The organism is Actinomadura sp. WAC 06369 (genome assembly GCF_003947565.1).
Lineage (GTDB): Bacteria > Actinomycetota > Actinomycetes > Streptosporangiales > Streptosporangiaceae > Spirillospora > Spirillospora rifamycini.
The window spans coordinates 1-24321 of record NZ_QHJN01000127.1 but is presented as its reverse complement, the minus strand read 5'-3'; the positions used below and the strand labels follow the sequence as shown (position 1 = coordinate 24321).

23 protein-coding genes are annotated in these 24321 nt (G+C 73.7%); 15 read left to right on the top strand and 8 right to left on the bottom strand.

Features of this window, described 5'->3' with window-relative positions; genetic code table 11:
* On the bottom strand, nt 1–193 hold a 193-nt coding region (locus DMH08_RS28410), incomplete at its 3' end, for a hypothetical protein (protein ID WP_199748052.1).
* Between the two features lie 70 nt (nt 194–263).
* Complete coding sequence (locus DMH08_RS28405) at nt 264–1217, bottom strand: aldo/keto reductase (RefSeq protein ID WP_125618865.1); 954 nt, start codon at nt 1215–1217, stop codon at nt 264–266.
* Between the two features lie 225 nt (nt 1218–1442).
* Between DMH08_RS28405 and DMH08_RS28400 the strand changes: the two genes are divergently transcribed.
* Entirely contained in the window at nt 1443–2078 is a 636-nt protein-coding gene (locus DMH08_RS28400; protein WP_034521776.1) for a hypothetical protein, read from the top strand.
* Here the strand turns inward: DMH08_RS28400 and DMH08_RS28395 are convergent, their stop codons facing one another.
* Nucleotides 2079–3050, bottom strand: a complete 972-nt coding sequence (locus tag DMH08_RS28395) for a magnesium and cobalt transport protein CorA (protein WP_026405972.1) — start codon at nt 3048–3050, stop codon at nt 2079–2081.
* Between the two features lie 112 nt (nt 3051–3162).
* Here DMH08_RS28395 and DMH08_RS28390 point away from each other — a divergent pair, with 112 nt between their 5' ends.
* From DMH08_RS28390 to mshC, 7 genes are all read left to right on the top strand, one after another.
* Entirely contained in the window at nt 3163–3900 is a 738-nt protein-coding gene (locus tag DMH08_RS28390; protein ID WP_125618863.1) for an MSMEG_4193 family putative phosphomutase, read from the top strand.
* A 10-nt stretch (nt 3901–3910) separates the two neighbouring features.
* Nucleotides 3911–4456, top strand: a complete 546-nt coding sequence (locus DMH08_RS28385; protein ID WP_026405970.1) for a DUF3090 domain-containing protein — start codon at nt 3911–3913, stop codon at nt 4454–4456.
* Between the two features lie 108 nt (nt 4457–4564).
* Nucleotides 4565–5344, top strand: coding sequence for an SCO1664 family protein (locus DMH08_RS28380; RefSeq protein WP_026405969.1), 780 nt, complete (start codon nt 4565–4567; stop codon nt 5342–5344).
* 48 nt (nt 5345–5392) lie between these two features.
* Complete coding sequence (locus tag DMH08_RS28375) at nt 5393–6172, top strand: NRDE family protein (RefSeq protein ID WP_026405968.1); 780 nt, start codon at nt 5393–5395, stop codon at nt 6170–6172.
* A 157-nt stretch (nt 6173–6329) separates the two neighbouring features.
* On the top strand, nt 6330–7400 hold the full coding sequence (locus DMH08_RS28370) for an ABC transporter permease (RefSeq protein WP_233617860.1): 1071 nt from the start codon (nt 6330–6332) through the stop codon (nt 7398–7400).
* 6 nt (nt 7401–7406) lie between these two features.
* On the top strand, nt 7407–8351 hold the full coding sequence (locus DMH08_RS28365; protein ID WP_026405967.1) for an ABC transporter permease: 945 nt from the start codon (nt 7407–7409) through the stop codon (nt 8349–8351).
* Nucleotides 8352–8494: 143 nt separating this feature from the next.
* The gene (mshC, locus tag DMH08_RS28360) at nt 8495–9739 is read left to right on the top strand and encodes a cysteine--1-D-myo-inosityl 2-amino-2-deoxy-alpha-D-glucopyranoside ligase (RefSeq protein WP_125618861.1); all 1245 of its coding nucleotides are present in this window, start codon (nt 8495–8497) and stop codon (nt 9737–9739) included.
* Nucleotides 9740–9806: 67 nt separating this feature from the next.
* Here mshC and DMH08_RS28355 read toward each other — a convergent pair whose 3' ends face one another.
* The 3 genes from DMH08_RS28355 to DMH08_RS28345 all read right to left on the bottom strand — a co-directional run bounded on the left by DMH08_RS28355 (nt 9807) and on the right by DMH08_RS28345 (nt 12008).
* Nucleotides 9807–10352, bottom strand: a complete 546-nt coding sequence (locus DMH08_RS28355) for a TrmH family RNA methyltransferase (protein ID WP_125618859.1) — start codon at nt 10350–10352, stop codon at nt 9807–9809.
* Nucleotides 10353–10511: 159 nt separating this feature from the next.
* The gene (locus tag DMH08_RS28350) at nt 10512–11354 is read right to left on the bottom strand and encodes a PAC2 family protein (protein ID WP_026405964.1); all 843 of its coding nucleotides are present in this window, start codon (nt 11352–11354) and stop codon (nt 10512–10514) included.
* 195 nt (nt 11355–11549) lie between these two features.
* Entirely contained in the window at nt 11550–12008 is a 459-nt protein-coding gene (locus tag DMH08_RS28345; RefSeq protein ID WP_125618857.1) for a universal stress protein, read from the bottom strand.
* A 152-nt stretch (nt 12009–12160) separates the two neighbouring features.
* Here DMH08_RS28345 and DMH08_RS28340 point away from each other — a divergent pair, with 152 nt between their 5' ends.
* From DMH08_RS28340 to DMH08_RS28310, 7 genes are all read left to right on the top strand, one after another.
* Nucleotides 12161–12817, top strand: coding sequence for an HAD family hydrolase (locus DMH08_RS28340; protein ID WP_026405962.1), 657 nt, complete (start codon nt 12161–12163; stop codon nt 12815–12817).
* A 336-nt stretch (nt 12818–13153) separates the two neighbouring features.
* Nucleotides 13154–13615, top strand: a complete 462-nt coding sequence (locus DMH08_RS28335; RefSeq protein ID WP_125618853.1) for a hypothetical protein — start codon at nt 13154–13156, stop codon at nt 13613–13615.
* Between the two features lie 605 nt (nt 13616–14220).
* A complete protein-coding gene (locus DMH08_RS28330) occupies nt 14221–15213 on the top strand; it encodes an ABC transporter permease (RefSeq protein ID WP_125618851.1) in 993 nt (330 codons plus the stop codon).
* A gap of 45 nt (nt 15214–15258) precedes the next feature.
* Nucleotides 15259–17022, top strand: coding sequence for an ABC transporter substrate-binding protein (locus DMH08_RS28325; protein ID WP_034521917.1), 1764 nt, complete (start codon nt 15259–15261; stop codon nt 17020–17022).
* Nucleotides 17023–17126: 104 nt separating this feature from the next.
* A complete protein-coding gene (locus tag DMH08_RS28320; RefSeq protein WP_026405958.1) occupies nt 17127–18140 on the top strand; it encodes an ABC transporter permease in 1014 nt (337 codons plus the stop codon).
* Nucleotides 18140–19243 carry an ABC transporter ATP-binding protein gene (locus DMH08_RS28315; protein WP_125618849.1) on the top strand — a complete coding sequence of 368 codons (1104 nt, stop codon included), beginning with the start codon at nt 18140–18142 and terminating at the stop codon, nt 19241–19243. Before DMH08_RS28320 ends, DMH08_RS28315 begins: the two co-directional genes overlap by 1 nt.
* Before the next feature lie 152 nt (nt 19244–19395).
* Entirely contained in the window at nt 19396–20457 is a 1062-nt protein-coding gene (locus tag DMH08_RS28310; RefSeq protein ID WP_233617862.1) for an ABC transporter ATP-binding protein, read from the top strand.
* Between the two features lie 218 nt (nt 20458–20675).
* On the opposite strand, the gene DMH08_RS28305 is transcribed toward DMH08_RS28310, so the two are convergent.
* Both DMH08_RS28305 and DMH08_RS28300 read right to left on the bottom strand, forming a co-directional pair.
* Nucleotides 20676–23168 (bottom strand): ABC transporter permease, encoded by a 2493-nt coding sequence (locus DMH08_RS28305; RefSeq protein WP_233617859.1) that lies wholly within the window; start codon nt 23166–23168, stop codon nt 20676–20678.
* On the bottom strand, nt 23165–24016 hold the full coding sequence (locus DMH08_RS28300; RefSeq protein WP_125618847.1) for an ABC transporter ATP-binding protein: 852 nt from the start codon (nt 24014–24016) through the stop codon (nt 23165–23167). Before DMH08_RS28300 ends, DMH08_RS28305 begins: the two co-directional genes overlap by 4 nt.
* Nucleotides 24017–24321: the final 305 nt, after the last annotated feature.

Sequence of the window (24321 nt, the reverse complement as noted above, 5' to 3'; positions counted from 1 at the left end):
CCCGGCGCCCTCCGACGGGCCTCCCCGGCCCGCCGGAGGGCGCCGGGTGGTTGCGCCGCGCGCTCTCCTCGGCGGCGCGCATGACGGCGGCGGCGCGCGCCGCGCGCTCGGCGGCGGACTCGCCGCCGCCGAAGCCGCCGCCGGAGCCGTCGTCGGCGGCGGGGTGGTCTGCGGGTTCAGGGGTGTCGGTCACGTGCTTCCCGTCACGGCTGTTCACGGTGGGCGGTGGACCGTCCTGAGGGTGCCACGGACGGCCCGTGCGGTCACGGAGGGGGAGGGGACATGTCGGAGACGTCGTCCAGCGCGGCGCGGATCTCGCCCGGCAGCGTCAGGTCCTCGCTCTCCAGCGCGGCCGACAGCTGCGCGGCCGTCCGGGCGCCGACGATCGGCGCGGCGACCCCGGGCCGGTCGCGGACCCACGCCAGCGCCACGCTCAGCGGGGAGACGCCGAGGCCCTCGGCGGCGGTCACCACCGACTCCACGATCCGGCCGCATTCCTCGTCGAGGTAGGGGCGGACGAAGTCGCCGTACTGGTCGCCCGCGGCGCGGGACCCGGCGGGGATCCCGGTGCGGTACTTGCCGGTGAGGACGCCGCGGCCGAGCGGCGACCACGGCAGCAGGCCCGCGCCCGCGTCCAGCGCCGCCGGGACGACCTCCCGCTCGATGTCGCGGCGCAGCAGCGAGTACTCCAGCTGCGCCGACACGATCGGGGCGCGGCCCGGCCACGCCTTCTGCCACGCGGCGGCCTTCGCGATCTGCCAGCCCGCGAAGTTCGACACGCCCGCGTACCGGGTGCGGCCCGACACGACCGCCTCGTCCAGCGCCGACAGCGTCTCCTCCAGCGGCGTCGCCGGGTCGTACACGTGGAGCTGCCACAGGTCGACGTGCTCGAGGTCCATGCGGTCCAGGGAGGCGTCCAGGGCGCGCAGCAGGTGCCGCCGCGACCCGTCGTAGCGGCCGTCCGGGCGGATCGCCGCCTTGGTGGCGACGACGAGGCGGTCGCGGTCGACCAGCTCCCGCATCAGGTGCCCGAGGATCTGCTCGCTGCGGCCGTCGCAGTAGACGTCGGCGGTGTCGACCAGGGTGCCGCCGGCTTCGACGAACGCGACGAGCTGCGCCGCGGCCTCGTCGGGTTCGGTGTCCTCGCCCCAGGTCATGGTGCCGAGGCCCAGCCGGGACACCAGCAGCCCGCTCCGCCCCAGGTGACGCTCCTTCATAGGCGGCCAATGTATCGGTCATCGCCGACGCGCATTCCCGCGCCCGGTCCCGGCGCCGCCCCGGCGGGCCCGCGCGCCGCGGGCCGCCCCGGCCGGTCCCGGGCGGCGTTTTTCGTCGCCGGGTGAGCGTTCCGGCGGCGCGTTTGATCACCCGCGCACGAACCGGCGGCGAACCCGGCGCCGAGGCTATTGCCGCGGGACATCGCCGGGTTAGAGTGCGGCGCCATGGCACCACCCCCGTTCTCGATGTACTCGCCGAAGGACCCCGGGGGCGACGGCGCGGCCGACGTCGCGGCGGGCCTCGCGCCGGTGTACGGGGCCGGCCCGGACGACGACCCGGGCTACGTCGCGTCGCTGCGCGGCGGCACGGTGCTGGGGCGGCTGCGCGCGGGGATGCTGGTGCTGCTGGCCGCGCCCGTCCTCATCCTCGCGATCATGCCGCTGATCGTCCAGGGCGACGCGGGACTCGCCGGCGACGGCGGGCCGTGGCCCTACCTGGTGCTCGCGGCCCTCGCGCTGCCCGCGGCGCTCGCCGCGCCCCGCACGCCGCGCCCGATGCCGCCCGGCGGGACCCGCGGCGACGCGGCGGGGCGGGCGCTGCTGCTGTTCCGGCAGGCGGTCCTGCTGCGCCTCGCGCTGGCGCTGGGCGTCGTCCTGGCGGGGCTGCCGCTGGCGATGGTCGGCCACGGCGAGCTGATCTTCCTCGCGGGGTTCGCGGCCGGGTACCCGCTGCTGCTGGGGCTGGCGGTGCCCACCCGCGGCGGCGTGGAGCGGCTCCGGCGGCGGCTGGAGCGGGACGGCGCCGAGTCGCACCTGTGGGCCGTCCTGCTCGCCGCCGAGCCCGGCCCGGACGACCGGTGATCAGAGCCAGCCGCTCTTGCGGAGCCGCCGGAACAGGACCGCGCACACCGTCGCCATGACCGCCAGGACCGCCGGGTACCCCCACGTCCAGTGCAGCTCGGGCATGTGGTCGAAGTTCATGCCGTAGATCCCGGCGATCGCCGTCGGCACCGCGATGATCGCCGCCCACGCGGAGATCTTCCGCATGTCGGCGTTCTGCCTGCTGCCCACCAGCGCCAGATGCGCGGTCAGGACGCTGTTCAGCAGCTCGTTGTGCGCGTCGACCTGCGCGTCCACGCGCAGCAGGTGGTCCAGGACGTCCCGGAAGTACTCCCGCGTCCCCGCGCACTCCGGCACGCGGCCCTTGACGATCTCCTGCAGGACCGGGACGAGCGGGTCCTCCGCGCCGCGGAACTCCAGCACCTCCCGCTTCAGCGAGTAGATGTCGGCGGTGACGTCGGGCGCGTCGGGATCGAACACCGACCGCTCGAGGCCGATGATGTCCACCTCGACCTCGTGCGCGATGACGCCGTACCGGTCGACGACCTCGTCGCACACCGCGTACAGCACGGACGTCGCGCCGTGCCGCAGCATCCCGGGGTCGCGCTCCAGCCGGTCCCGCACCGGCCCGAGCGGGTTCCCGGCGCCGTGCCGCACCGTCACGACGAAGTCGGCGCCGAGGAACACCATGATCTCGCCGACCTCGATGTCGGACGTCGCGTCGATGTAGGTCAGCGTCTTCAGCACGACGAACAGCGTGTCGCCGTACCGCTCCATCTTGGGCCGCTGGTGCGCCGCGACGGCGTCCTCGGCGGCCAGCGGATGCAGCTCCAGCTCGTCCTTGACCAGGTCGAACTCCGCCGCGCCGGGCTCGAACAGCCCGATCCAGACGAAGCAGTCGCCGTCCCGGCGCGCGGTCCGGATCGCGTCGCCGATGTCGCCGTCGATCTCGTGCCGGGTCCCGCCCGCGTAAATGGCCTTGTCGACGATCACGGGACGCATTGTCGCGCATCCGCCGGCGCCGCGCCTCCCCTCGGCGGGGCGTCCCGCCCGACCGCCCCCGCCCGATCATGGCGGCGCCCCGCATTGCGTAGAGTTGCCGACTGTGACGACCCTTCTCCTGGTACGGCATGGCCTGACCGCGATGACCGGGCCGGTGCTCGCCGGGTGGACCCCCGGGCTCGGCCTGGACGAGCGCGGCCGCGCGCAGGCGGCGGCCCTCGCCGACCGCATCGCGGAGCTCCCCCTGGCCGCGATCGTGTCCAGCCCCCTCGACCGCTGCGTGCAGACCGCCGAGGCCGTCGCCGCCGGCCGCCCCGGCGCCGCCGGCGCCGTCCGCACCGACGACCGGTTCGGCGAGGTGCACTACGGCGACTGGACCGGCCGCCGCATCGAGGACCTCGCGAAGGAGCCGCTCTGGCGGATCGTGCAGAGCCACCCGAGCGCCGCGGTGTTCCCCGGCGCGGACGGCGAGTCCCTCGCCGCCGCGCAGCACCGCGCCGTCGCCGCCGTCCGCGACTGGAACGCGCGGATCGCCGCCGAGCACGGCCCGGACGCCCTCTACGCGGTGTGCAGCCACGGCGACGTCATCAAGGCGATCGTCGCCGACGCGCTCGGCCTGCACCTCGACCAGTTCCAGCGGATCCACGCCGACCCCGCGTCCCTCACCGTCGTCCGCTACACCGAGCTGCGCCCGTTCGTCGTCCGGCTCAACGACACCGGCGGGGACGTCTCCGGCCTCGTGCCCGAACCGCCGAAGGAGGGCGACCGGGAGCGCGCGGGCGACGGTTCCGGGAAAGCCGGACTCGGGTCGAGTGACGCGGTCGTCGGCGGCGGCGCGTAGGGTCGGTGTCATGCCCGTCATCTCCTACGATCTGCCGGAGCGGTTCGTGGCCGGCGCCGTCGGGCGGCCCGGCGACCGCGCGTTCTACCTGCAGGCGCGCTCCGGCCGCCGCGTCACCAGCGTCGGCCTGGAGAAGTTCCAGGTGACGCTGCTGGCCGAGCGGCTGGAGGAGCTGCTGGACGAGGTGCTGCGCCGCAGCGGCGGCGACGCGCCCGTGCCCGCGGCGGCCCCCGCGGAGCTGCGCGACGACGGCCCCCTCGACCAGCCGGTGGAGGAGGAGTTCCGGGTCGGCACGATGGCGCTCGCCTGGGACCCCGACGGGCAGCGCGTCGTGATCGAGGCGCAGGAGGTCACCGAGGGCGAGGACGCGGAGGTCGGCGAGGACGACCCCGCTATCGCGGTGCTGCGGGTGCAGATCAGCCCCGCCCAGGCCCGCGCGTTCACCGAGCGGGCCCTGAAGGTCGTCGCGGCGGGCCGCCCCCCGTGCCCGCTGTGCGGGCTGCCGCTGGACGCCGAGGGGCACGTCTGCCCCCGGCAGAACGGATACCTCGGCTGACATGGCGCACCGCCCAACGACCCCCGCCGCCGGGCGCCGTCCCGCGACGCGCCGTGCGGGGACACCGGCGTACTGGATCATGAAGGCGGATGCCGGGAGAATGAGCGCATGACCCAGTCCTCCCGGGATCGGGCGCCCGCCGGCGACGGCGCGCCCGGCCGCCCGGTGCCGCCGGGCGACGTCGCCGCCGCCGAAGGGCTCCTGCTCGCCGGGCGGCTGACGGTCGAGGGCCGGCTCGTCCAGGCGTCCAACGCCACCCTGTACTGCTCGATCGAGCACGAGGGCCGGTCCGCCGCCTGCGTCTACAAGCCGGTCGCGGGGGAGCGCCCGCTGTGGGACTTCCCCGACGGCACGCTCGCCGAGCGGGAGGTCGCCGCCTACGAGGTGTCCCGCGTCATGGGCTGGAGCACCGTCCCCCCGACGGTGCACCGCGACGGCCCCTACGGCCCGGGCATGGTGCAGCTGTGGGTCGAGCCCGACCCCGACATCGATCTCGTCGCGCTGTCGCGGTCGGACGACGAGGCGGTGCGCCGGATGGCGGTGTTCGACGCCGTCATCAACAACGCCGACCGCAAGATCGGGCACCTGCTGCCGCCCGGCGGCGGCCACGTCTACGGCTGCGACCACGGCGTCACCTTCTCGGTCGAGTACAAGCTGCGGACCGTGCTGTGGCAGTGGCGGGGCAACCCGCTGACCGCCGAGGCGCTCGAGGCGCTCGCCCGCGTCGACGCGGGCCTGCGCGGCGGCCCGCTGGCGGCGCGGCTGGCGGAGCTGCTCACCGCCGAGGAGGTCGACGCGACCCGCCGCCGCGTGGAGCTGATGCTCAAGCACCGCATCCACCCCTACCCCCCGGAGGACTGGCCCGCCGTCCCCTGGCCGCCGCTCTGATCCGCCCCCGCCGTCGCCCCGTTCCGGGCAAGATGCTCAAATTGGGGCATGTGCACGGCGATCATCAGCGTCGACCCGTCGTCCCCGGTCCCGGTCCTGCTCGCGGGAGTCCGCGACGAGTTCGTGAACCGCGCGTGGGAGCCCCCGGCCCCCCACTGGCCGGACCGCCCCGGCGTGGTCGGCGGCCGTGACCTGCGCGCCGGCGGCACCTGGCTGGCGGTCGACCCCGCCGCGCCCCGCGCCGGGGTGGTGCTGAACGGCCGCGGACGGCCCGCGCCCGAGGACCGCCGCGCCAGCCGCGGCGAGCTGCCGCTGCTCGCGGCGTCCGGCGGCGACCCGGGCGCGCTGCCCCTGGACGTCTTCGACCCGTTCCACCTGGTCGCGGCCGAGCCCGGCCGGGTACGGCTGTGGAGCTGGGACGGCGGCGCCCTCGCCGCGCACGACCTCGGCCCCGGCGTCCACCTCATCGTCAACAGCGGCCTGGAGGGCGGGGGCGGCCCCGGCAGGACCGACGGCGACGTGCGGGAGGACGCCTACATGGCCGCCCGCCTCGCCCACTTCCGGCCCCGGATGCTCACCGCGCCGCGCCCGGAGCCCGGCTTCGGCGGCGAGCCCTCCGCCGAGGCGTGGGGCGCCTGGCTGCCGCTCGTCGACGGCGACGGCCTCGCCCGCGCCGACCACCGGGCCCTGCTGCCGCTGCTCGACCTCGGCGAAGGGCGGGTGTGGGGCACCACCTCCGTCAGCCTCGTCGCGCTCGCCGAGGACGCCGCCCGCTACGACTTCTCCGCCGTCCCGGGCGACCCCGCCGCCTGGACCCGCGTCCTCTGACCCGGCTTCCGCCCCCGGTTCCCGCTCACCGCCCCCGGCGCGCCGCCCGGCGCGCCGGGAGACCGTTTTGCCGCAACGGACCGCCCCTCCGTGACGCCCGGTGCTAGTTTGACTACCTATTGCGATCTTTGTCGGCGGTGCTGTGGGGGCGGGACCCGTGTTCAAGCAGGAGGTCGCGGCGCGCGCTCGGGGCTCCGGGCGCGGCGCCCGCCGGCGCGCCCGCCGCGCCGCGCGGGCGGCGCCCCCGCCGGTGCTCCCGCTTTCGGTCCGTCCCGTCGGGGACGGCGACGCCGCGGACGTCCTCGGGGAGCGGCCCGGCGCCGGCGCGGGACGCACCCCCGCCGGGCTCGCCCTCGCCCGGTTCCGCCGCGACCGGTCCGCCCTGGCCGCGGCCGCGGTCCTGCTGGTGATCGCCCTGTTCGCCGCCCTGGCGCCGCTGTGGGCGCACCTGACCGGGCACCCCTACGCCGCGGCGTTCCCCGACACCGGCCTCGACGCGGCGGGGCAGCCGCGCGGGCCCGGCCGCGAGTTCTGGCTGGGCGCCGACCAGCTCGGCCGCGACGTCCTGGTCCGCACCGCCTACGGGGCGCGGATCTCGCTGGTCGTCGGGCTGGGCGCGGCGGCGCTCGCCGCGGCCGCCGGAACGCTCATCGGGGTCGTCGCGGGGTTCTGCGGCGGCGTCGTCGACACCGTCCTCGCCCGGCTGATGGACGTCATGCTCGCGCTGCCGTACCTGCTCGTCGCGATCACCCTCGCCACCACGTTCCCGGTGCCGTCGGTCGCGGGCGGCCTGGCGATGACGATCCTGGTCGTCGCGTTCTTCTCGGTGGCCTCGTTCGGCCGCGTCGTGCGCGGGCAGGTGCTGGCGCTGCGGCGGCGCGCGTTCATCGAGGCGGCCCGCGCGCTCGGCGCCTCCAACGCGCGGATCATGGTGTCGGAGGTGCTGCCGAACCTGACCGCGCAGCTCACCGTGCTGACGTCGCTGCTGGTCCCCGGCGCGATCGTCGCGGAGGCGACGCTGTCGTTCCTGGGCGTCGGGGTCCGGCCGCCGATGCCGAGCTGGGGCTCGATGCTCGGCGAGGGCTCCGACGTGTTCCAGACGGCCTGGTGGCTCCTCGCCGTCCCGGGCGCCCTGCTGCTGCTGACCACGCTCGCGTTCAACCTGCTCGGCGAGGGCGTCAGGGACGCGCTCGACCCGCGCGCCGACGCCGCCCCCGGGGACGGGTGACCGCCCGTGCCGTGCTTCGTGCTGCGCCGCCTGATGTTCGCCGCGCTGGTGATGTGGCTGGTGTCCACGCTGGTGTTCGCGTTCCTGCACCTGTCGCCGGTGTCGGTCGAACGCGTCGTCGCCGGGCCCCGCGCCACCCCCGACGCCCTCGAACGGGTCCGGGAGAGCCTCGGCCTGGACCGCCCCGTCCCCGTCCAGTACACGGCGTTCCTCGGCCGCCTGCTGCGCGGCGACCTCGGCGACTCCCACGTCAGCGGCGCCCCCGTCGCCGCGCTCATCGCCGACCGCCTCCCCACGACGCTGCTGCTGGTGTTCGGCGCGGCGGTGCTGTGGTTCGCCGGGGGCGTCCTCGCCGGGACGCTGGGCGCCGCGCGTCCCCGCGGCCCGTGGGACCGCGCGACGGCGGTGTTCACGCTGGTGGGGCTGTCCACGCCGCCGTTCGTCGCGGCGCTCGTCCTGCTGCACGTGTTCTCGACCCGGCTCGGCGACGCCGGCCTGCGGTTCTTCGAGGCGGGGCCGCCGCTGCAGGAGCACTTCCTGCAGCGGATGATCCTGCCGTGGGCGGCGCTGGCGCTGCTGATGGCGGCCGCCTACACCCGCCTGACCCGCGGCGCCCTGCTGGACGCGCTCGGGGAGGACTACGTCCGGACGGCCCGCGCGAAGGGCCTCACCGAGCGCCGCGTCGTCGTCCGGCACGGGCTGCGGTCCGCGCTGACCCCCGTCGTCACCCAGTTCGGCGTGGACGTCGGCGCGCTCATCGGCTCCACGGTCGTCACCGAGAAGGTGTTCGGGCTGCAGGGCGTCGGGCAGCTCGTGACCCGCTCCATCGCCACCGGCGACACCCCGGTCGTCATCGGCGTGACGCTGACCGTGACGTTCGTCGTGATCGTCGCGAACCTGCTGGTGGACCTCGCGTACTCGGTGCTCGACCCGCGCGTGCGTCCCGCCTGACCCGGCGCGCCCGCACGGCACGTCCGCACGGCGCGCCCGCCGGCCGCCCGTCCGGCGCGTCCGTCCGGCGTTCGCCGCATCTCACGGGAAGTTCCGACCAACGCGCATCAAAGGCGCGACCCGCCCACGGATAAGCTTTCCGTATGCGATCGTGGCACGCCTCCGATGTCCCCAGCCTCTCCGACGCGGGACTGCCCGCCGCGGAGCGGCCGCTCAGCCTGTACGACACGGGGACGGGCGCGGCGCACCCCACGCTCCCCGGCGGCGTGCGGGACGGCGGCTCCGCCCGGATGTACGTCTGCGGGATCACCCCCTACGACGCGACCCACCTCGGGCACGCCAACACCTACCTGGCGTTCGACCTGGTGAACCGCGTGTGGCGCGACCTCGGCCACGACGTGCACTACGTGCAGAACGCGACCGACGTCGACGACCCGCTCCTGGAACGTGCCCGCGAGACCGGGGAGGACTGGCGGGAGCTCGCCGACCGGGAGATCGAGCTGTTCCGCGAGGACATGACCGCGCTGCGGATCCTGCCGCCGGACCGCTACATCGGCGCGGTCGAGGCGATCCCCCTGGTCATCGAGATGATCGAGAAGCTGCGCGGCCGCGACGCCGCCTACGACGTGGACGGCGACGTGTACTTCCCCGTCGCCGCCGACCCCGCGTTCGGCCGGGTCAGCCGGCTCGCCCGGGAGGAGATGGCGCCGCTGTTCGCCGAGCGCGGCGGCGACCCGGACCGCGCCGGCAAGCGCGACCCGCTGGACGCGCTGCTGTGGCTGCGGCGCCGCCCGGACGAGCCCGGCTGGGACTCGCCGTTCGGAGAGGGCCGCCCCGGCTGGCACGTGGAGTGCTCCGCGATCTCCGTGGAGTACCTCGGCATGGGCTTCGACGTCGAGGGCGGCGGCTCCGACCTGGCGTTCCCGCACCACGAGATGAGCGCCTCGCACGCGCAGGTCGCGACGGGGGAGCGGCCGCACGCCCGCGCGTACGTCCACGCCGGGATGGTCGGGCTGGACGGCGAGAAGATGTCGAAGTCGCGCGGGAACCTCGTGTTCGTGTCGAAGCTGCGGCAGTCGGGCGCCGACCCGATGGCGATCCGGCTGGCGCTGCTCGCCCACCACTACCGGTCCGACTGGGAGTGGACGGACGCGCAGCTCGACGCCGCCGCGGACCGCCTCGCCCGGTGGCGCGCGGCCGCCGCCCGCCCGTCCGGGCCCGCCGCCGGGCCCGTCGCCGCGGCCGTCCGCGCCCGCCTGGCCGACGACCTGGACGCGCCCGGCGCGCTCGCGGCGATCGACGCCTGGGCCGCGGCGGACGGCGACGACCCGGCCGCGCCCCGGCAGGTCGCGGCGGTCGCCGACGCGCTCCTCGGCGTCGCCCTCTGACCGTGCGGTGACCCGCGCGCCGCGCCCGCCCCCGCGCGCCGCGCCCCGGCGCGGCGCGCGGCCCGGGTCACAGCAGCCCCGCCAGCTTGTAGAGGACGAGCGACCCGGCGACCGCGACGTTCAGGCTGCTGCCGGTGCCGACCATGGGGATCTCCACGGCGGCGTCGAGCAGCCCGAGGGCCTCGTCGAGGATGCCGTGCTGCTCGTGGCCGAGGACGGCGACGGTGCGGCCGCGCGCGGCGGGCAGGTCGGCGAGCCGGACGGCCTCGTCGGCCAGCTCCACGCCGACGACGCGGGCGCCCGCCTCCCGCTGCCGCGCGAGCCACCCGAGCGGGTCGCCCGTCCAGTGCACGCACGCCGGGCGGCGGAGCGTGTTGCCGCGCTCGAGGGCGCCCGGCACCCAGGGGAAGCGCGGCACGGCCAGGCAGGCGCCCACGGCGTCGCAGGTGCGCAGCAGGGTGCCGAGGTTCGCGCCGTGCAGCGGCCACAGCGGCGCGGCGATGAGATGGTCCCAGCAGGAGTGGGCGCGGGCCCGGCGCCGGCGCCGCAGTTCGCGGGCGGGCCGGACGCGGATCGCCGGCCCCGACGGGGACCGGGCGGCCCGGCGGGTCACCGGTGCGGGGCGCTGCCGCCCTCCGGAACACGAGAGGTCATGAGGGGCGCACTTCGCGGCGTGCGCGGGCCATCGCCGAGAAAGGGGGATCCGACGGCCCCAGTGTAACCCGCGCCCCGCGCGGCGGCCGCTCCGCGAACGGCGCGGCGGGGGCCGCGGTCACCCGGGGTCGCGGCGCCGCAGGTACCGCTCGAACTCGCGGGCGATCGCGTCGCCGCTGGCCTCCGGCAGCTCGGTGGCGTCCTTCTGCTCCTCCAGCGTCCGGACGTAGTCGGCGACCTCGGAGTCCTCCTCGGCGAGCTCGTTCACCCCGTTCTCCCAGGCCCGCGCCTCCTCCGGCAGCTCGCCCAGGGGGACGGTGACGTCCAGGAGGTCCTCGACGCGGCGCAGCAGCGCCAGCGTCGCCTTCGGGGACGGCGGCTGCGCCACGTAGTGCGGCACCGCCGCCCACAGCGACACGGTGTCGAGGTCGGCGCGGGCGCAGGCGTCCTGCAGCACCCCGAGGATCCCGGTCGGCCCCTCGTACCGGGCCGGTTCCAGGTTCAGGGTGCTGACAATCGACGCCTGCGACGCCGCGCCGGTGACCGGGACGGGGCGGGTGTGGGGCGCGTCGGCGAGCAGCGCGCCGAGCAGGACCACGTTGCGGACGTCCAGCTCGAGCATCAGCCCGACCAGTTCCCGGCAGAACGACCGCCACCGCATGTTCGGCTCGATGCCGTGCACCAGGACGACGTCGCGGCCGTTCGGCAGCCGCGCCCACGAGACCCGCGTCGTCGGCCAGGTGATGCCGCGGGTCTCCCCGTCGGTCATCTCCACGATCGGCCGCGTGACCTGGAAGTCGTAGTAGTCGTCGGGGTCGAGCTCGGCGATCGGGACGGCGTCCCAGCTGCTCTCCAGGTGCCCGATCACGCCGCTGGCGGCCTCCCCGGCGTCGTTCCATCCCTCGAAGGCGGCCACGAGCACCGGCTCCACGAGTTCCGGCACGCTTTCGAGCTCGATCACGCGCTGCTCCTTCCGACGCCCAGGTACAGCGTCACCGCGGGGGGCCGTCATTCCCGGGGGTCGGGGTCCCCCGGCGATGATCGGTGGCCGTCAGCCTACGTCCTGACGGTGACGTACCCCGCCCGTGCGCCGCCAGACGCCCGCCGTGTACGCCCGCGGCGGAAAGCGGGTCACGATCCGATCACTTCCGACGGATCACTTCCCGTCGGTCGTGTGCACGATCAGGACGTCGCACGGCGACCGGTGCGAGAGGTTCGCCGGGACGGAGCCGAGGAGGCGGCCCGCGAGGCTGTTGAGGCCCCGGTTGCCGATCACGACGAGGCCCGCGGCGCGGTCCTTGGCGAGCTTGGAGATCACGTCGACGGCGTCGCCCTCGACCGCGACCTGCTCGATGTCGGTGGCGCCGGCGGCGACGGCCCGCTCCCGCGCGGCGCGCAGCGCGTCGTCGGCGGGCGTGGACCCCTGCACCTTGTAGGCGAGGTCGCCGAGCCGGTCCGCCGTGCGGGCCCGCTCCCGCTCGGGCATCGGGCTGTAGGCGGAGGCGAGCAGGAGCCGCGCGCCGGTGGCGGCGGCCAGCTGCGCCGCGCGATCCACGGCGCGGAACGAGGAGTCCGAGCCGTCGGTGCCGCAGAGGATGATGCCGTACGCGCTCATACCGCTCCTTACTCGTTGGTAGTTCTCGAATGGGCACGTTAGCGGTCCAGCATGTGGACACGGAAGAGGAAACCGGGACGGCGCGGTTATGGTGGGACGTGCGTGCCGTCACGTGCGTACCGTGGAGTCCCGTGCCCGCCGAGAGGAGACGCGTGTCCCCCCAGACCCCCGACGCCGTGCTGTTCGACATGGACGGCCTGCTGATCGACTCCGAGCGCCTCTGGCTGGAGGTGGAGTCGGAGGTCATGGCGTCGCTGGGCGCGACCTGGTCGGCCGAGCACCAGGAGAAGCTGGTCGGCGGGTCCCTGGACGTCGGCGTCGCGTACATGCTCGAGGTGAGCGGCGCGGACGCCTCGCCCGAGGAGGTCGGGCGGCGGATGCTGGACGGGATGCACGAGCGGCTGAGCGCCTGCGCGCCGATGATGCCGGGCGCGAAGGAGCTGCTCACCGAGCTGCGCACCGCCGGGGTCGCGACGGCGCTGGTGTCCTCGAGCTACCGCCGGCTGATCGAGCCGGTCCTGGACGCGGTGGGCCGCGAGCATTTCGCGCTCAGCGTCGCGGGCGACGAGGTCGCCCGCACCAAGCCGGACCCCGAGCCCTACCTGACCGCCGCCGCGCGGCTCGGCGCCGACCCGTCCCGCTGCGTCGTCCTGGAGGACTCGCCGAACGGCGTCGCCGCGGGGGAGGCCGCGGGCTGCGCGGTCGTCGCCGTCCCGGGCGTCCTGCCGATCCCGCCCGCGCCCGGCCGGACGGTCGTGGCGTCGCTGCGGGAGATCGACCTGGCGCGGCTGCGCGACCTGGTCGGCTGACCCGTTCCCCTCGCCGCCCCCGCGGGCGGCGGGCCGCGGCGGCCCGAACGGGGCGTTTCCCGCGGGGAGGGGCCCGTCCGGCTCCACCGTCCCGTCATCATTCCGTTGCCGGACGTTGACATGCGTTCCGCTCGCCTACGCTGGAAGCGACGGCGTCCCGTGCCGGGCGGCCCGCGGCCCGCGCGGCCCCTGATACCGGAGGGGCACCTTTCTCAGGGGAGGGTCCCGCGGAAGGAGGAGGTCCCGCGGCCCGCAAACCGTCCGCCGGGAGGAGCGGCGCCCGGGCCGGGACGTGTGACCATGGGAGCGGCAGCACCACACGGATGAGGGGCCGGCATGAGCGACGCAGCCATTTTCGCGATCAGTCTCGGGGTGACCCTGGTCGGGTTGGTGATCAGCTGGGGGGTGGCGCGCCGCCGCGGCGCGGCGACCGGTGTGCGCGGCGCGGCGCTGTCGCTGGTGCCGATCGGCGCCGCGCTGACCGGGGTGACCGCCTTCCTCGCGGACCTGGTGTTCGACCCCGAGAAGTGGGCGGGGGTCGTGGTGCTCGGCCTCGCCGTCGTCCTGTACCTGACGTCCGGCGCGATGCTGGCCCGCAGGTCGGGCGGCCGCAAAGGCGGCGCGGACGCGGGCGGCGCCGGCAAGTCCGGCGGGAAGTCGGGCGGGAAGGGCGGCGAGTCCGGCGGCCGGCGCGCCGCGGCCGGCAAGGCGCCCAAGGGCGAGGTCGGCGGCGCGCAGAACGTCGACCCCGAGATGGCGGAGATCGAGCAGATCCTCCGCAACCGCGGCATCTCCTGACCGGGCCGGTCCCCCCGCGGCGCCCCCGGCGCCCGGCGGGACCGCGCGCGTCCGGCCGGGGCCTCCGACCAGGGGGCCCCGCCCGGTGCGCGGACCGCCCGGTTGCGCGTTCTCGCGAAGCGGCCCTGACAGAACCTGTCAGGGCCGCTTCGCGGTTTTCGTCCGGTCGCCGCGGGGCGGCGCGCTCCGGGGCTCCCGCCGGAGCCCCGGAGCGCCTCGCGGCGCGCGTCCGTGCCCTTTGGGGCCCGTGTGTACTAGCGTGCTGACCTGCGGAGAAAGAGTCTCAGAACGGACTCGGTCCGGTAAAGGTTCCTGGCCTTCGGGCCGCTGAGTTGCAACTCACTCTGACGGTGGCCGTACTATTCGGGCGATTTGTCCGACGAGTTGCGTATGACACGTGTGCCCGAGATGACGACGAGATCACAAGTCAGATACGGGTACTGGCGCAGCCCGCTTCACGGATGGACAGTCGTGCCCGAAGGACTACGTTTCCCTTCAGCAAACGCGGCGTAACGGGCACGGGGGCTGCGGATGATCTCCGCGATCGCCGGTCGCACGCCGGCGACATGGCCTGAACCCAGTGGCCGGACGGTAGGAGGTAGAGCGTGGCCGCACCCATCGAGGTGACCGGTTCCGACAGCGAGGCGCAGCCCGAATCGGTCCTGGAGGGCATGCAGGGCAAGAAGATCCAGGGCCGGTCCCTCGGCCAGATCGCGTGGATGCGCCTCAAGCGGGACAAGGTCGCGCTCACCGGCGGCGGCGTGGTCATCCTGCTGATCCTCATCGCGATCTTCGGGCCGTTCTTCGTGCAGGACCCGCTCGCGTACAACCAGAACCTGATCGACCCGACCTACAGCCGTCCCAAGGACGGCGTCTGGCACTCGGGCATCAGCGGCGAGCACCTGCTGGGCGTCGAGCCCGGCACCGGCCGGGACATGCTCGCCCGGATCGTGTACGGCGCCCGGATCTCGCTGCTGGTGTCGTTCCTGGCGACGCTGCTGTCGGTGCTCCTCGGCACCATCCTCGGCATCACCGCCGGCTACTTCGGCGGCTGGGTCGACTTCATCATCAGCCGCGCGATGGACGCCTTCCTGGCCTTCCCGCTGCTGCTGTTCGCGATCGCCCTGGTCGGCGTCGTCACCGACGGCTCGTTCGGGCTGAGCGGCAACGGGCTGCGGGTGTCGGTCCTCGTCTTCGTGATCGGCTTCTTCAACTGGCCCTACATCGGCCGGATCGTCCGCGGGCAGACGCTGTCGCTGCGGGAGCGCGAGTTCGTCGACGCCGCACGCAGCATGGGCGCGCGCAACGGCTACATCCTGTTCAAGGAAGTGCTGCCGAACCTCGTCGCGCCGATCCTCGTGTACTCCACGCTGCTGATCCCGACGAACATCCTCTTCGAGGCCGCCCTGTCGTTCCTCGGCGTGGGCGTCATCCCGCCGACCCCGTCGTGGGGCGGCATGCTCACCCTGGCCGTCCCGCTCTACGCGACCGCCCCGATGTACATGATCATCCCGGGCATGGCCATCTTCATCACCGTCCTCGCCTTCAACCTGTTCGGTGACGGGCTGCGGGACGCTCTCGACCCCCGGGCCAAGTGACCTCGGGTTTATCCGACCCGTCTAAGTGAAGGGGTGCGCCTGCACATGAAACTGATGAGATCGATCTCGGCCCTCGCGGCCGGGGTGCTCGCCGCCGGGGCCCTCGCGGCCTGCGGCGGCGGCGACTCCGACGGCTCGGGGGACGCCCCCGGCTTCAACGCCGCCGTCAACGAGGTCGCCAACGTTTCGGACAAGAAGGGCGGCACGCTCCGCCTCGCGAGCTCCGACGACTGGGACTCCCCGGACCCGGGCAACACCTACTACGCCTTCTCGCAGAACTTCGCCCGCCTGTACGGCCGCGCGCTGACGACGTTCAAGCCGGCCGCGGGCAAGGAGAGCCTGGAGGTCATCCCGGACCTCGCCACGGGGCTGGGCACGCCCAGCAACGACAGCAAGACCTGGACGTACAAGATCCGCACCGGCGTGAAGTACAGCGACGGGACGACGGTGACGTCCAAGGACGTGAAGTACGCCGTGGAGCGCAGCAACTTCTCCAAGGAGCTGCAGCTCGGGCCGAAGTACTTCCAGCAGTACCTGGTCGACAACGAGAAGCCGTACAAGGGCCCCTACGAGGACGACTCCGAGCAGGGTCTGAAGTCCATTGAGACCCCGGACGACCAGACGATCGTCTTCAACCTGAACGAGCCGTTCTCGGAGTTCGACTACCTGGTCGCGATGTCGCAGACCATGCCGGTGCCGAAGGCCAAGGACACCGGTCTGAAGTACGAGACCGCGATCGTCTCCTCCGGCCCGTACAAGGTCGACAGCTACCAGCGCGGCAAGCAGATGACGCTGTCCCGCAACCCGCACTGGGACAAGAACACCGACCCGATCCGCAAGGCGCTGCCGGACAAGATCACGGTCGAGCTGAAGCAGAACGGCGACGACATCGACCAGCGCCTGCTCAGCGGCGAACTGGAGATGGACATCGCCGGCGTCGGCGTCCAGGCGGCCGCGCAGCCGAAGGTGCTCGCGGCCGACCAGAAGCCGTACGTCGACAACCCGGTCCAGGGCTACCTGCGGTACATGGCCCTGAGCCAGGAGGTCAAGCCGCTCGACAACGTGCACTGCCGCCGCGCCGTGCAGTACGCGACCGACAAGGTCGCCGCGCAGACCGCCTACGGCGGCCCGCTCGCCGGCGGTGACGTCGCCACCACGGTCCAGCCGACGAACCTCGAGTCGTACCAGAAGTTCGACCTGTACCCGCAGCAGCAGGCCGAGGGCGGCGGTCTCGACGAGGCCACCATCGCCAAGGCCAAGCAGGAGCTGAAGGAGTGCGGCAAGCCGAACGGCTTCAGCACCAAGATCTCGGCGCGGTCCGACCGGGACAAGGAAGTCGCGATGGCGCAGGCCATCCAGCAGGCGCTGAAGAAGGTCGGCATCAACGTCAGCATCGTGCAGTTCCCCGCCGGTGACTACTTCAACAAGTACGTCGGCGTCCCGGACTACGTCCACGAGCACGGCGTCGGCATGATGCTGATGGCGTGGGCCCCGGACTGGCCGACCGGCTACGGGTTCCTGCAGCAGATCGTGCACGGCTCGGCGATCAAGCCGTCCGGCGGCACGAACCTGTCCGAGCTGGACGACCCGAAGATCAACCAGGCGCTCGACAACGCCATCTCCAACACCGACAAGGCCGCCCGCACCAAGATCTACGGTGAGGTCGACAAGATGGTGATGGAGAACGCCAGCATCGTCCCGCTGATCTACGCGAAGGCGCTGCTCTACCGCCCGGCGAACGTCACGAACGTCGGCATCACCGGCGGCTACGGCGGCATGTACGACTACCTCAACATGGGCGTGGAGTGACCTACCGCTCGCTCGCCGATTCATCCGAAGGCAGGTGAAGGCGACGTCCGCCGGCCGGGAACGGGCCCACAGGTCCGCCCGGCCGGCGGGCCGGGCCGCGCATAGTGTTCGCATACATCATCCGGCGCCTCATCGGGGCCGTCATCATGCTGCTGGTGGTCACGCTGGTGACCTTCGGCATCTTCTTCGGTCTGCCGAAGCTGGCGGGTCAGACCACCGACCAGCTCGCGGCCGCGTACGTCGGCAAGGCCCCGAGCCCGCAGGCGATCCAGGACACCAAGGAGCGCCTGAAGCTGGACGAGCCGATCGTGGTCCAGTACGCCGACTTCCTCAAGGGGGTCGTCGCCGGCAAGGAGCTCGATCTCGGTCCGACCACCGAGCACTGCTCCGCGCCCTGCCTCGGGTACTCGTTCAACTCCAGCCAGCAGGTGCTGCCGACGCTGCTCGACCGCGCCCCGGCGACGCTGTCGCTGGCGCTCGGCGCGGCCGTGGTCTGGCTGGCGGTCGGCATCACCACCGGCGTGGTGTCGGCGCTGCGGCGCGGCAGCAAATGGGACCGCGCCGCGATGGTGATCGCGCTCGCGGGCGTGTCGCTGCCCATCTACTTCACCGGACTGGTGTCGCTGGCCCTGTTCTCCTACACCTTGGAGATCTTCCCGGGCGGCGGCAGTTACCGGCCGTTCACCACTGATCCGGTGGCGTGGTTCCAGTCGCTGGTGCTGCCGTGGGTGACGCTCGCGTTCCTGTACGCCGCGATGTACGCGCGGCTCACCAGGGCGGGCATGCTGGAGACGATGAACGAGGACTACATCCGCACGGCCCGCGCCAAGGGCCTGCCGGAGAAGACGGTCGTCACCCGGCACGCGCTCCGCGCCACCCTCACGCCGATCATGACGGTGTTCGGGCTGGACCTCGGGCTGCTGCTCGGCGGCGCGGTGCTGACCGAGAACACCTTCGGCATCCACGGGCTGGGGCAGCTCGCCATCAGCTCGATCAACAGCAGCGACCTGCCGATGGTCCTCGGGGTCACGCTGGTGACCGCCACCTCCATCGTCGTGATCAACCTGATCGTCGACCTCCTCTACGCCATCGTCGACCCGAGAGTGAGGCTGGGCTGATGACCGAGAAGACGCCCGCCGCCGCGGACAAGGCGACCCGCGAGTCCGCCCGCGAGGCGGCCGCCGCCGCCGCGGACGGTGCTCCCGAGGCGTTCCTCGAGGTCCGCGACCTCAAGATCCACTTCCCGACGGACGACGGCGTCGTCAAGTCCGTGGACGGCCTGTCGTTCAAGCTGGAGCAGGGCCGCACCCTCGGCATCGTGGGGGAGTCCGGGTCGGGCAAGAGCGTCACCAGCCTGGGCATCCTCGGGCTGCACAACCGCCGCAACGCGGACGTGTCCGGCGAGATCTGGCTGGACGGCACCGAGCTGGTCGGCTCCTCGCAGACCGAGGTCCGCCGCCTCCGCGGCCGCAAGATGGCGATGATCTTCCAGGACCCGCTGTCGTCGATGCACCCCTTCTACACGGTGGGGCAGCAGATCGTCGAGGCGTACCGGGTCCACAACGACGTGTCCAAGCAGGTCGCGCGCAAGCACGCGATCGACATGCTGGGCCGGGTCGGGATCCCCAAGCCCGACAAGCGGGTCGACGACTACCCGCACCAGTTCTCCGGCGGCATGCGGCAGCGCGCGATGATCGCGATGGCGCTGTCGTGCGACCCGGAGCTGCTGATCGCCGACGAGCCCACGACGGCGCTCGACGTGACCGTCCAGGCGCAGATCCTCGACCTCATCCAGGACCTGCAGCAGGAGTTCAACTCCGCCGTCATCATGATCACCCACGACCTGGGGGTGGTCGCCGAGCTGTCGGACGACATCCTGGTGATGTACGGCGGCCGCTGCGTCGAGTACGCGTCGGTGGACGACGCGTTCCACAACCCCATGCACCCCTACACGTGGGGGCTGCTCGGCTCCATGCCGCGGCTGGACCGGGAGCGCTCGGAGCGGCTGATGCCGATCACCGGTTCGCCGCCCAGCCTGATCAACGTCCCGCAGGGGTGCGCGTTCAACCCGCGCTGCCCCTACAGTGACCAGACCGACGGCAAGAGCACGGGCGTCCGGCCCGAACTGGTGGAGGTCCGGCCCGGGCACCGCGCGGCGTGCCACCTGCCCGCCGACCGGCGGCGGGAGCTCTGGACCGACGAGATCCGGCCGAAGCTGTGACGAGCACGGGGAACGAGACTGTGAGCACTTCCAAGAGCAAGGCCCCGGGCGACGAGGTTCCGGGGGGCAAGGGTCCCGAGGCCGGCGACGCGGGCGTCCCGGCGCCCGCGGAGAAGCCCCGCGAGGACGCGCCGAAGCGGCGCGACGGCGAGGTGCTGCTGGACGTCGACGGGCTCGGCAAGCACTTCCCCGTCACGGCGGGGCTGCTGCGCCGGCAGGTCGCGGCGGTCAAGGCCGTCGACGGCGTGTCGTTCTCGGTCCGCAAGGGCGAGACGCTCGGGCTGGTGGGGGAGTCGGGCTGCGGCAAGTCCACCACCGGCCGGATGATCATGCGGCTGCTGGACCCCAGCTTCGGCAAGATCACCTTCGAGGGGCAGGACATCACGAAGATGTCCCAGGGGCGGCTGCGGCCGCTCCGCCGCGACCTCCAGATGATCTTCCAGGACCCGTACTCGTCGCTGAACCCGCGCAAGACGGTCGGCTCGATCGTCGGGGCGCCGTTCCGGCTGCAGAACATCAGCACCGAGCAGGGCGTCAAGAAGGCCGTCCAGGAGATCCTGGAACTCGTCGGCCTCAACCCCGAGCACTACAACCGCTACCCGCACGAGTTCTCCGGCGGCCAGCGGCAGCGCATCGGGATCGCCCGCACCCTCGCCCTCAAGCCCAAGATGATCATCGCGGACGAGCCGGTGTCGGCGCTGGACGTGTCGGTGCAGGCCCAGGTCGTCAACCTGCTCGAGGACCTGCAGGACGAGCTCGACCTCACCTACGTGGTGATCGCCCACGACCTGTCGGTGGTGCGGCACATCTCCGACCGGGTCGCCGTCATGTACCTCGGCAAGATCGTCGAGATCGCGGACCGCGACGACCTGTACGAGCGGCCGATGCACCCCTACACCAACGCGCTGCTGTCGGCGGTGCCGGTGCCCGACCCGTCCAAGCGCGGGGACCGCAAGCGGATCCGGCTGCAGGGCGACGTGCCCAGCCCGCTGGACCCGCCGCCCGCCTGCCGCTTCCACACCCGCTGCTGGAAGGCGCAGGACATCTGCAAGCAGGTCGAGCCGCCGCTGGTGCAGCTCAGCCCCGGCCACCAGGCCGCCTGCCACTTCCCGGAGAACACCACGGTCAGCGCGACCGACGCGGTCGCCAAGGCCACGGTGGCGGCGGGCCACGACGCCGACGCGGACGGCGCCGTCGGCAAGTCGGACGGCTGACCGCCGCCCGAGCCCCGCGCCCCGCCTTCCGCGCGGACGGCGCGACCGAACGCGAAGACCCGGCCCCCGCAGGGGACCGGGTCTTCGCGTTGCCGGGGGACCGGCCCGGCGGCCCTCAAGGGGCGTCGCCCCCGGAGCCGCCGTCCCGAAGAAGAGAAACCGGACGGACGGCCCGAGGAGGCGGCCTCCGGGGCGGAGACCGACCCCCCGGGCACCGGTCACTCGGTGGAGATGGCCTCCAGGACGTCCATCCGCCCTGCCCGCCACGCCGGCCACAGCGCCGCCAGCACCCCGATCACCGCGGCGACCACCACGTACACGCCCAGCGTCACGAACGGCACCGACAGCACCGTCAGCCCCTGCTCGGCCAGGGCGTTCTGCAGCGCCGCACCGAACGCCACCCCGATCCCGATGCCCAGCACGGCACCGAACACCGCGATCACGATCGACTCCACCCGGACCATCCGGCGCAGCTGCCGCCGGCCGAGCCCGATCGCCCGCAGCAGCCCGATCTCCCGCGTCCGCTCGATCACCGACAGCGCCAGGGTGTTCACCACCCCCACCGCCGCGATGATCACCGACATCATCAGCAGCGTGGTCAGCCCGGTCACCATCATGTCGACCTGCCCGCGCGCCTGCTCCTTCAGCGCCGCCTGGTCCGACACCTCCAGGTTCGGGTACGCGGCCAGCGCGTCCTCGATCGCCTTCGTGGTGGACGCCCCGGTGTCCGCGGCGTTCACCAGCACCAGGTCGATCTGCGGCTTCACCGTGTGCGCCAGATACACGCGCGGGTCGAGGACGTACCCGCCGACCAGGCCGTTCTCCGCGTAGATCCCGGTGACCCGCAGCGTCGCGCCCTTCCCGTCGGGGAACCGGACCGGCACCGGCGTCCCCACCGTCCAGCCGCGCTCCTTCGCGTCGTCCTCACCGACCAGGAACCCGTCCGACCCGAACTCGGCCTTCCCCGCGACCGTCTCCAGCCGCCCGGCCCGCTCCACGGCGGCCGCTTCGCCCGCCACGTACCGGACCTCCTCGCCGCCGATCTCGGCGCGCCCCCCGTAGACCGTCGCGGCGTCCTCCACGCCCGGCACCTTCTCCAGCGTCCCGGCGACGCCGTCGCCCACGGACGCGCCCGCCATGGCGCCGCCGGCCGCCTGCACGATGTAGTCCGCGCCGAACTGCTCCTCGATCTGCCGGTCGACCGACGTCCGCATCGTGGCGCCCAGCACGTTCACCACCGTGATCAGCGCCAGGCCGATCATCAGCGCCGCCGCCGTCGCCGCCGTCCGCCGCGGGTTCCGCAGCGCGTTGCGCCGCGCCAGCCGGCCCGGCGCACCCAGCAGCCGCGCGAACGGCGCGCCCAGCACCGTCACGACCGGCACGCTGATCACCGGCGCGAGCATCGTGACACCGATGAACACCGCGAACGCGCCGCCGCCGACCAGCGCCACCGCGCCGTTGCCGGACCCCGCGAGCCCCGCCGCGATCAGCGCCGCGCCCGCCGCCGTCAGCAGCGACCCGAGCGCCACCCGGATCCGCAGCGACCGCTGCGGCAGCGCGACGTCGTCCCGCATCGCCGCCACCGGCGGGATCTTCGCGGCGCGCCGCGCCGGGAAGTACGCCGACACGACCGTCACGACGATCCCGACCGCGTACGACCAGATCACCGGCGACGCCGTGAACACCAGCGCCGCGTCCAGCCCGGCGACGCCCTGCAGCGCCACCGCCAGCCCGGCCCCGGCCGCCAGGCCCAGCGTGGACCCCACGACGCCGACCGCGACGGCCTCGCCCAGCACCGCCCGCGTCACCTGCGGGCGGGCCGCGCCGATCGCCCGCAGCAGCGCCAGCTCACGCGTCCGCTGCGCCACCAGCATCGAGAACGTGTTGAAGATGATGAACGCCCCGACGAACACCGAGATCAGCGCGAACACCAGCATGAACGTCCGGAAGAACCCCATGGCCGCCGCGATGTCGGACTTGGTCTCCTCGCGCAGCTGGTCCCCGGTGATCGCCTCGAACCCGTCCGGCAGCACCGCGGCGACCCGGTCGCGCAGCTCGCTCTCCGACGGCCCCGCCGACTCCATCTGCAGGTCGGTGAAGTACCCGGGCCGCAGCAGCAGCTTCTGCGCCGTCGCCGTGTCGAACGCGGTGACCGACGCGCCCATCAGGTCGCCGGTGTCGATCAGCCCGACGACCGTCATCGGCCGCACCGGCCCGGACGTGACGACCTGGACGGTGTCGCCGATCCCGAACCCGGCGTCCTCCGCGGTGGCGGAGTCCAGCGCCACCTCCGCCGGCCCGCGCGGCGCGCGTCCCGACGACATCGTGAACGCGGGGTCCTCGGCCCAGTTCACGCCGAGCTTCGGCACCCCCTGCTCGGCGGGCGGCCCGGCGAGCTTCCCGTCGCGGCCCAGCACCCCCGCGAACCCGGTGACGTTGCCGATGACGTTCTCCGCGCCGTCGACCCGCCGCACCGACTCCACGACCGCCGCCGGCAGCGGACGCCCGCCGCCGCCCTCGTCGGTCGCCCGGACGCTCACCGCCACGTTCTGCCCGATCCGGCTGAACATGTCGTCGAACTGGCGGTTCATGCTGTCGGTGAAGATCAGCGTGCCGGCCACGAACGCCACGCCGAGGATCACCGCGACGGCCGTCAGCACCAGCCTGATCTTGTGCGCCGCGAGGTTGCGGAGCGTGACCCTCGCCATCATCGGGCCGCGCCCTCCGCCCCGTCCTCACCCGCACGGGCCGCCCCGGCCCCGCCCGCGGGGGCCGCGTCGAAGCCCTTCATCCGCTCCAGCACCCGGTCCGCGGTCGGCTCCGCCATCGTGTCCACGATCCGCCCGTCGGACAGGAACAGCACCTGGTCGGAGTACGCCGCCGCCGACGGGTCGTGCGTCACCATCACGATCGTCTGGCCCATCTCCCGCACCGACGCCCGCAGGAACGCCAGCACCTCCGCGCCCGACCGCGAGTCCAGGTTCCCCGTCGGCTCGTCCGCGAAGATGATCTCCGGGCGGGACGCCAGCGCCCGCGCACACGCCACCCGCTGCTGCTGCCCGCCCGACAGCTCCGCCGGCCGGTGCTTCAGCCGCGGCCGCAGCCCCACCGTGTCGATCACCCGGTCCAGCCACGCCGCGTCGGGCCTGCGGCCCGCGATGTCCATCGGCAGCGTGATGTTCTCCAGCGCCGTCAGCGTCGGCACCAGGTTGAACGCCTGGAACACGAACCCGATCTTGTCGCGGCGCAGCCGGGTCAGCTGCTTGTCCTTCAGCCGGGTCAGGTCGGTGTCGCCGACGAAGACCGAACCCGAGTCGACCGAGTCCAGCCCCGCCATGCAGTGCATCAGCGTCGACTTCCCCGACCCGGACGGCCCCATGATCGCCGTGAAGCGCCCGCGGGGGATCCCCACCGACACCGCGTCGAGCGCGACGACGCGGGCGTCCCCGCGCCCGTACACCTTCGAGATCTGCTCCGCCCGCGCGGCGACATCGCCCGTCCCGGGGCCGGTCCCCGGCGCGGATCGCGCATCGGCGGTCGATGGGGCGGTGTTCGTCACGAGAACTCCTGTAGGGGTGAGATGAGCGGTGAACACGGAAACCGCCGGATCGTCCGGCGGTCCGCTACCGCAAACCCTAGGAGTCCGGGACGCGCGAAAGATGCCCCCACGGAAGGGAATCGGCCGTCCACCCAACGCAGGACGGCGCTCCGGGCCACTCGTCCTCCCGGAGTAGGAAACCCCTGCCCCGAAGGCAGGGGAACCCTCCGGGAACACCCCCGGCCCGCGCCCCGTCACCGCAGGCCACGGGCCCGCGGCGCCCCTGAGGCCCGCCTTCCCCCGGCCGCCCCCGCCCCCTTCGACAC

What these genes read in the sequence shown, in the direction of transcription:
- DMH08_RS28385 (WP_026405970.1), top strand. Translation starts at nt 3,911, where the DNA reads ATGCCCGTCATCTCCTACGATCTGCCGGAGCGGTTCGTGGCCGGCGCC.
- DMH08_RS28405 (WP_125618865.1), bottom strand. Translation starts at nt 1,217, where the DNA reads ATGAAGGAGCGTCACCTGGGGCGGAGCGGGCTGCTGGTGTCCCGGCTG.
- DMH08_RS28305 (WP_233617859.1), bottom strand. Translation starts at nt 23,168, where the DNA reads ATGATGGCGAGGGTCACGCTCCGCAACCTCGCGGCGCACAAGATCAGG.
- mshC (WP_125618861.1), top strand. Translation starts at nt 8,495, where the DNA reads ATGCGATCGTGGCACGCCTCCGATGTCCCCAGCCTCTCCGACGCGGGA.
- DMH08_RS28325 (WP_034521917.1), top strand. Translation starts at nt 15,259, where the DNA reads ATGAAACTGATGAGATCGATCTCGGCCCTCGCGGCCGGGGTGCTCGCC.
- DMH08_RS28380 (WP_026405969.1), top strand. Translation starts at nt 4,565, where the DNA reads ATGACCCAGTCCTCCCGGGATCGGGCGCCCGCCGGCGACGGCGCGCCC.
- DMH08_RS28335 (WP_125618853.1), top strand. Translation starts at nt 13,154, where the DNA reads ATGAGCGACGCAGCCATTTTCGCGATCAGTCTCGGGGTGACCCTGGTC.
- DMH08_RS28315 (WP_125618849.1), top strand. Translation starts at nt 18,140, where the DNA reads ATGACCGAGAAGACGCCCGCCGCCGCGGACAAGGCGACCCGCGAGTCC.
- DMH08_RS28345 (WP_125618857.1), bottom strand. Translation starts at nt 12,008, where the DNA reads ATGAGCGCGTACGGCATCATCCTCTGCGGCACCGACGGCTCGGACTCC.
- DMH08_RS28375 (WP_026405968.1), top strand. Translation starts at nt 5,393, where the DNA reads ATGTGCACGGCGATCATCAGCGTCGACCCGTCGTCCCCGGTCCCGGTC.
- DMH08_RS28400 (WP_034521776.1), top strand. Translation starts at nt 1,443, where the DNA reads ATGGCACCACCCCCGTTCTCGATGTACTCGCCGAAGGACCCCGGGGGC.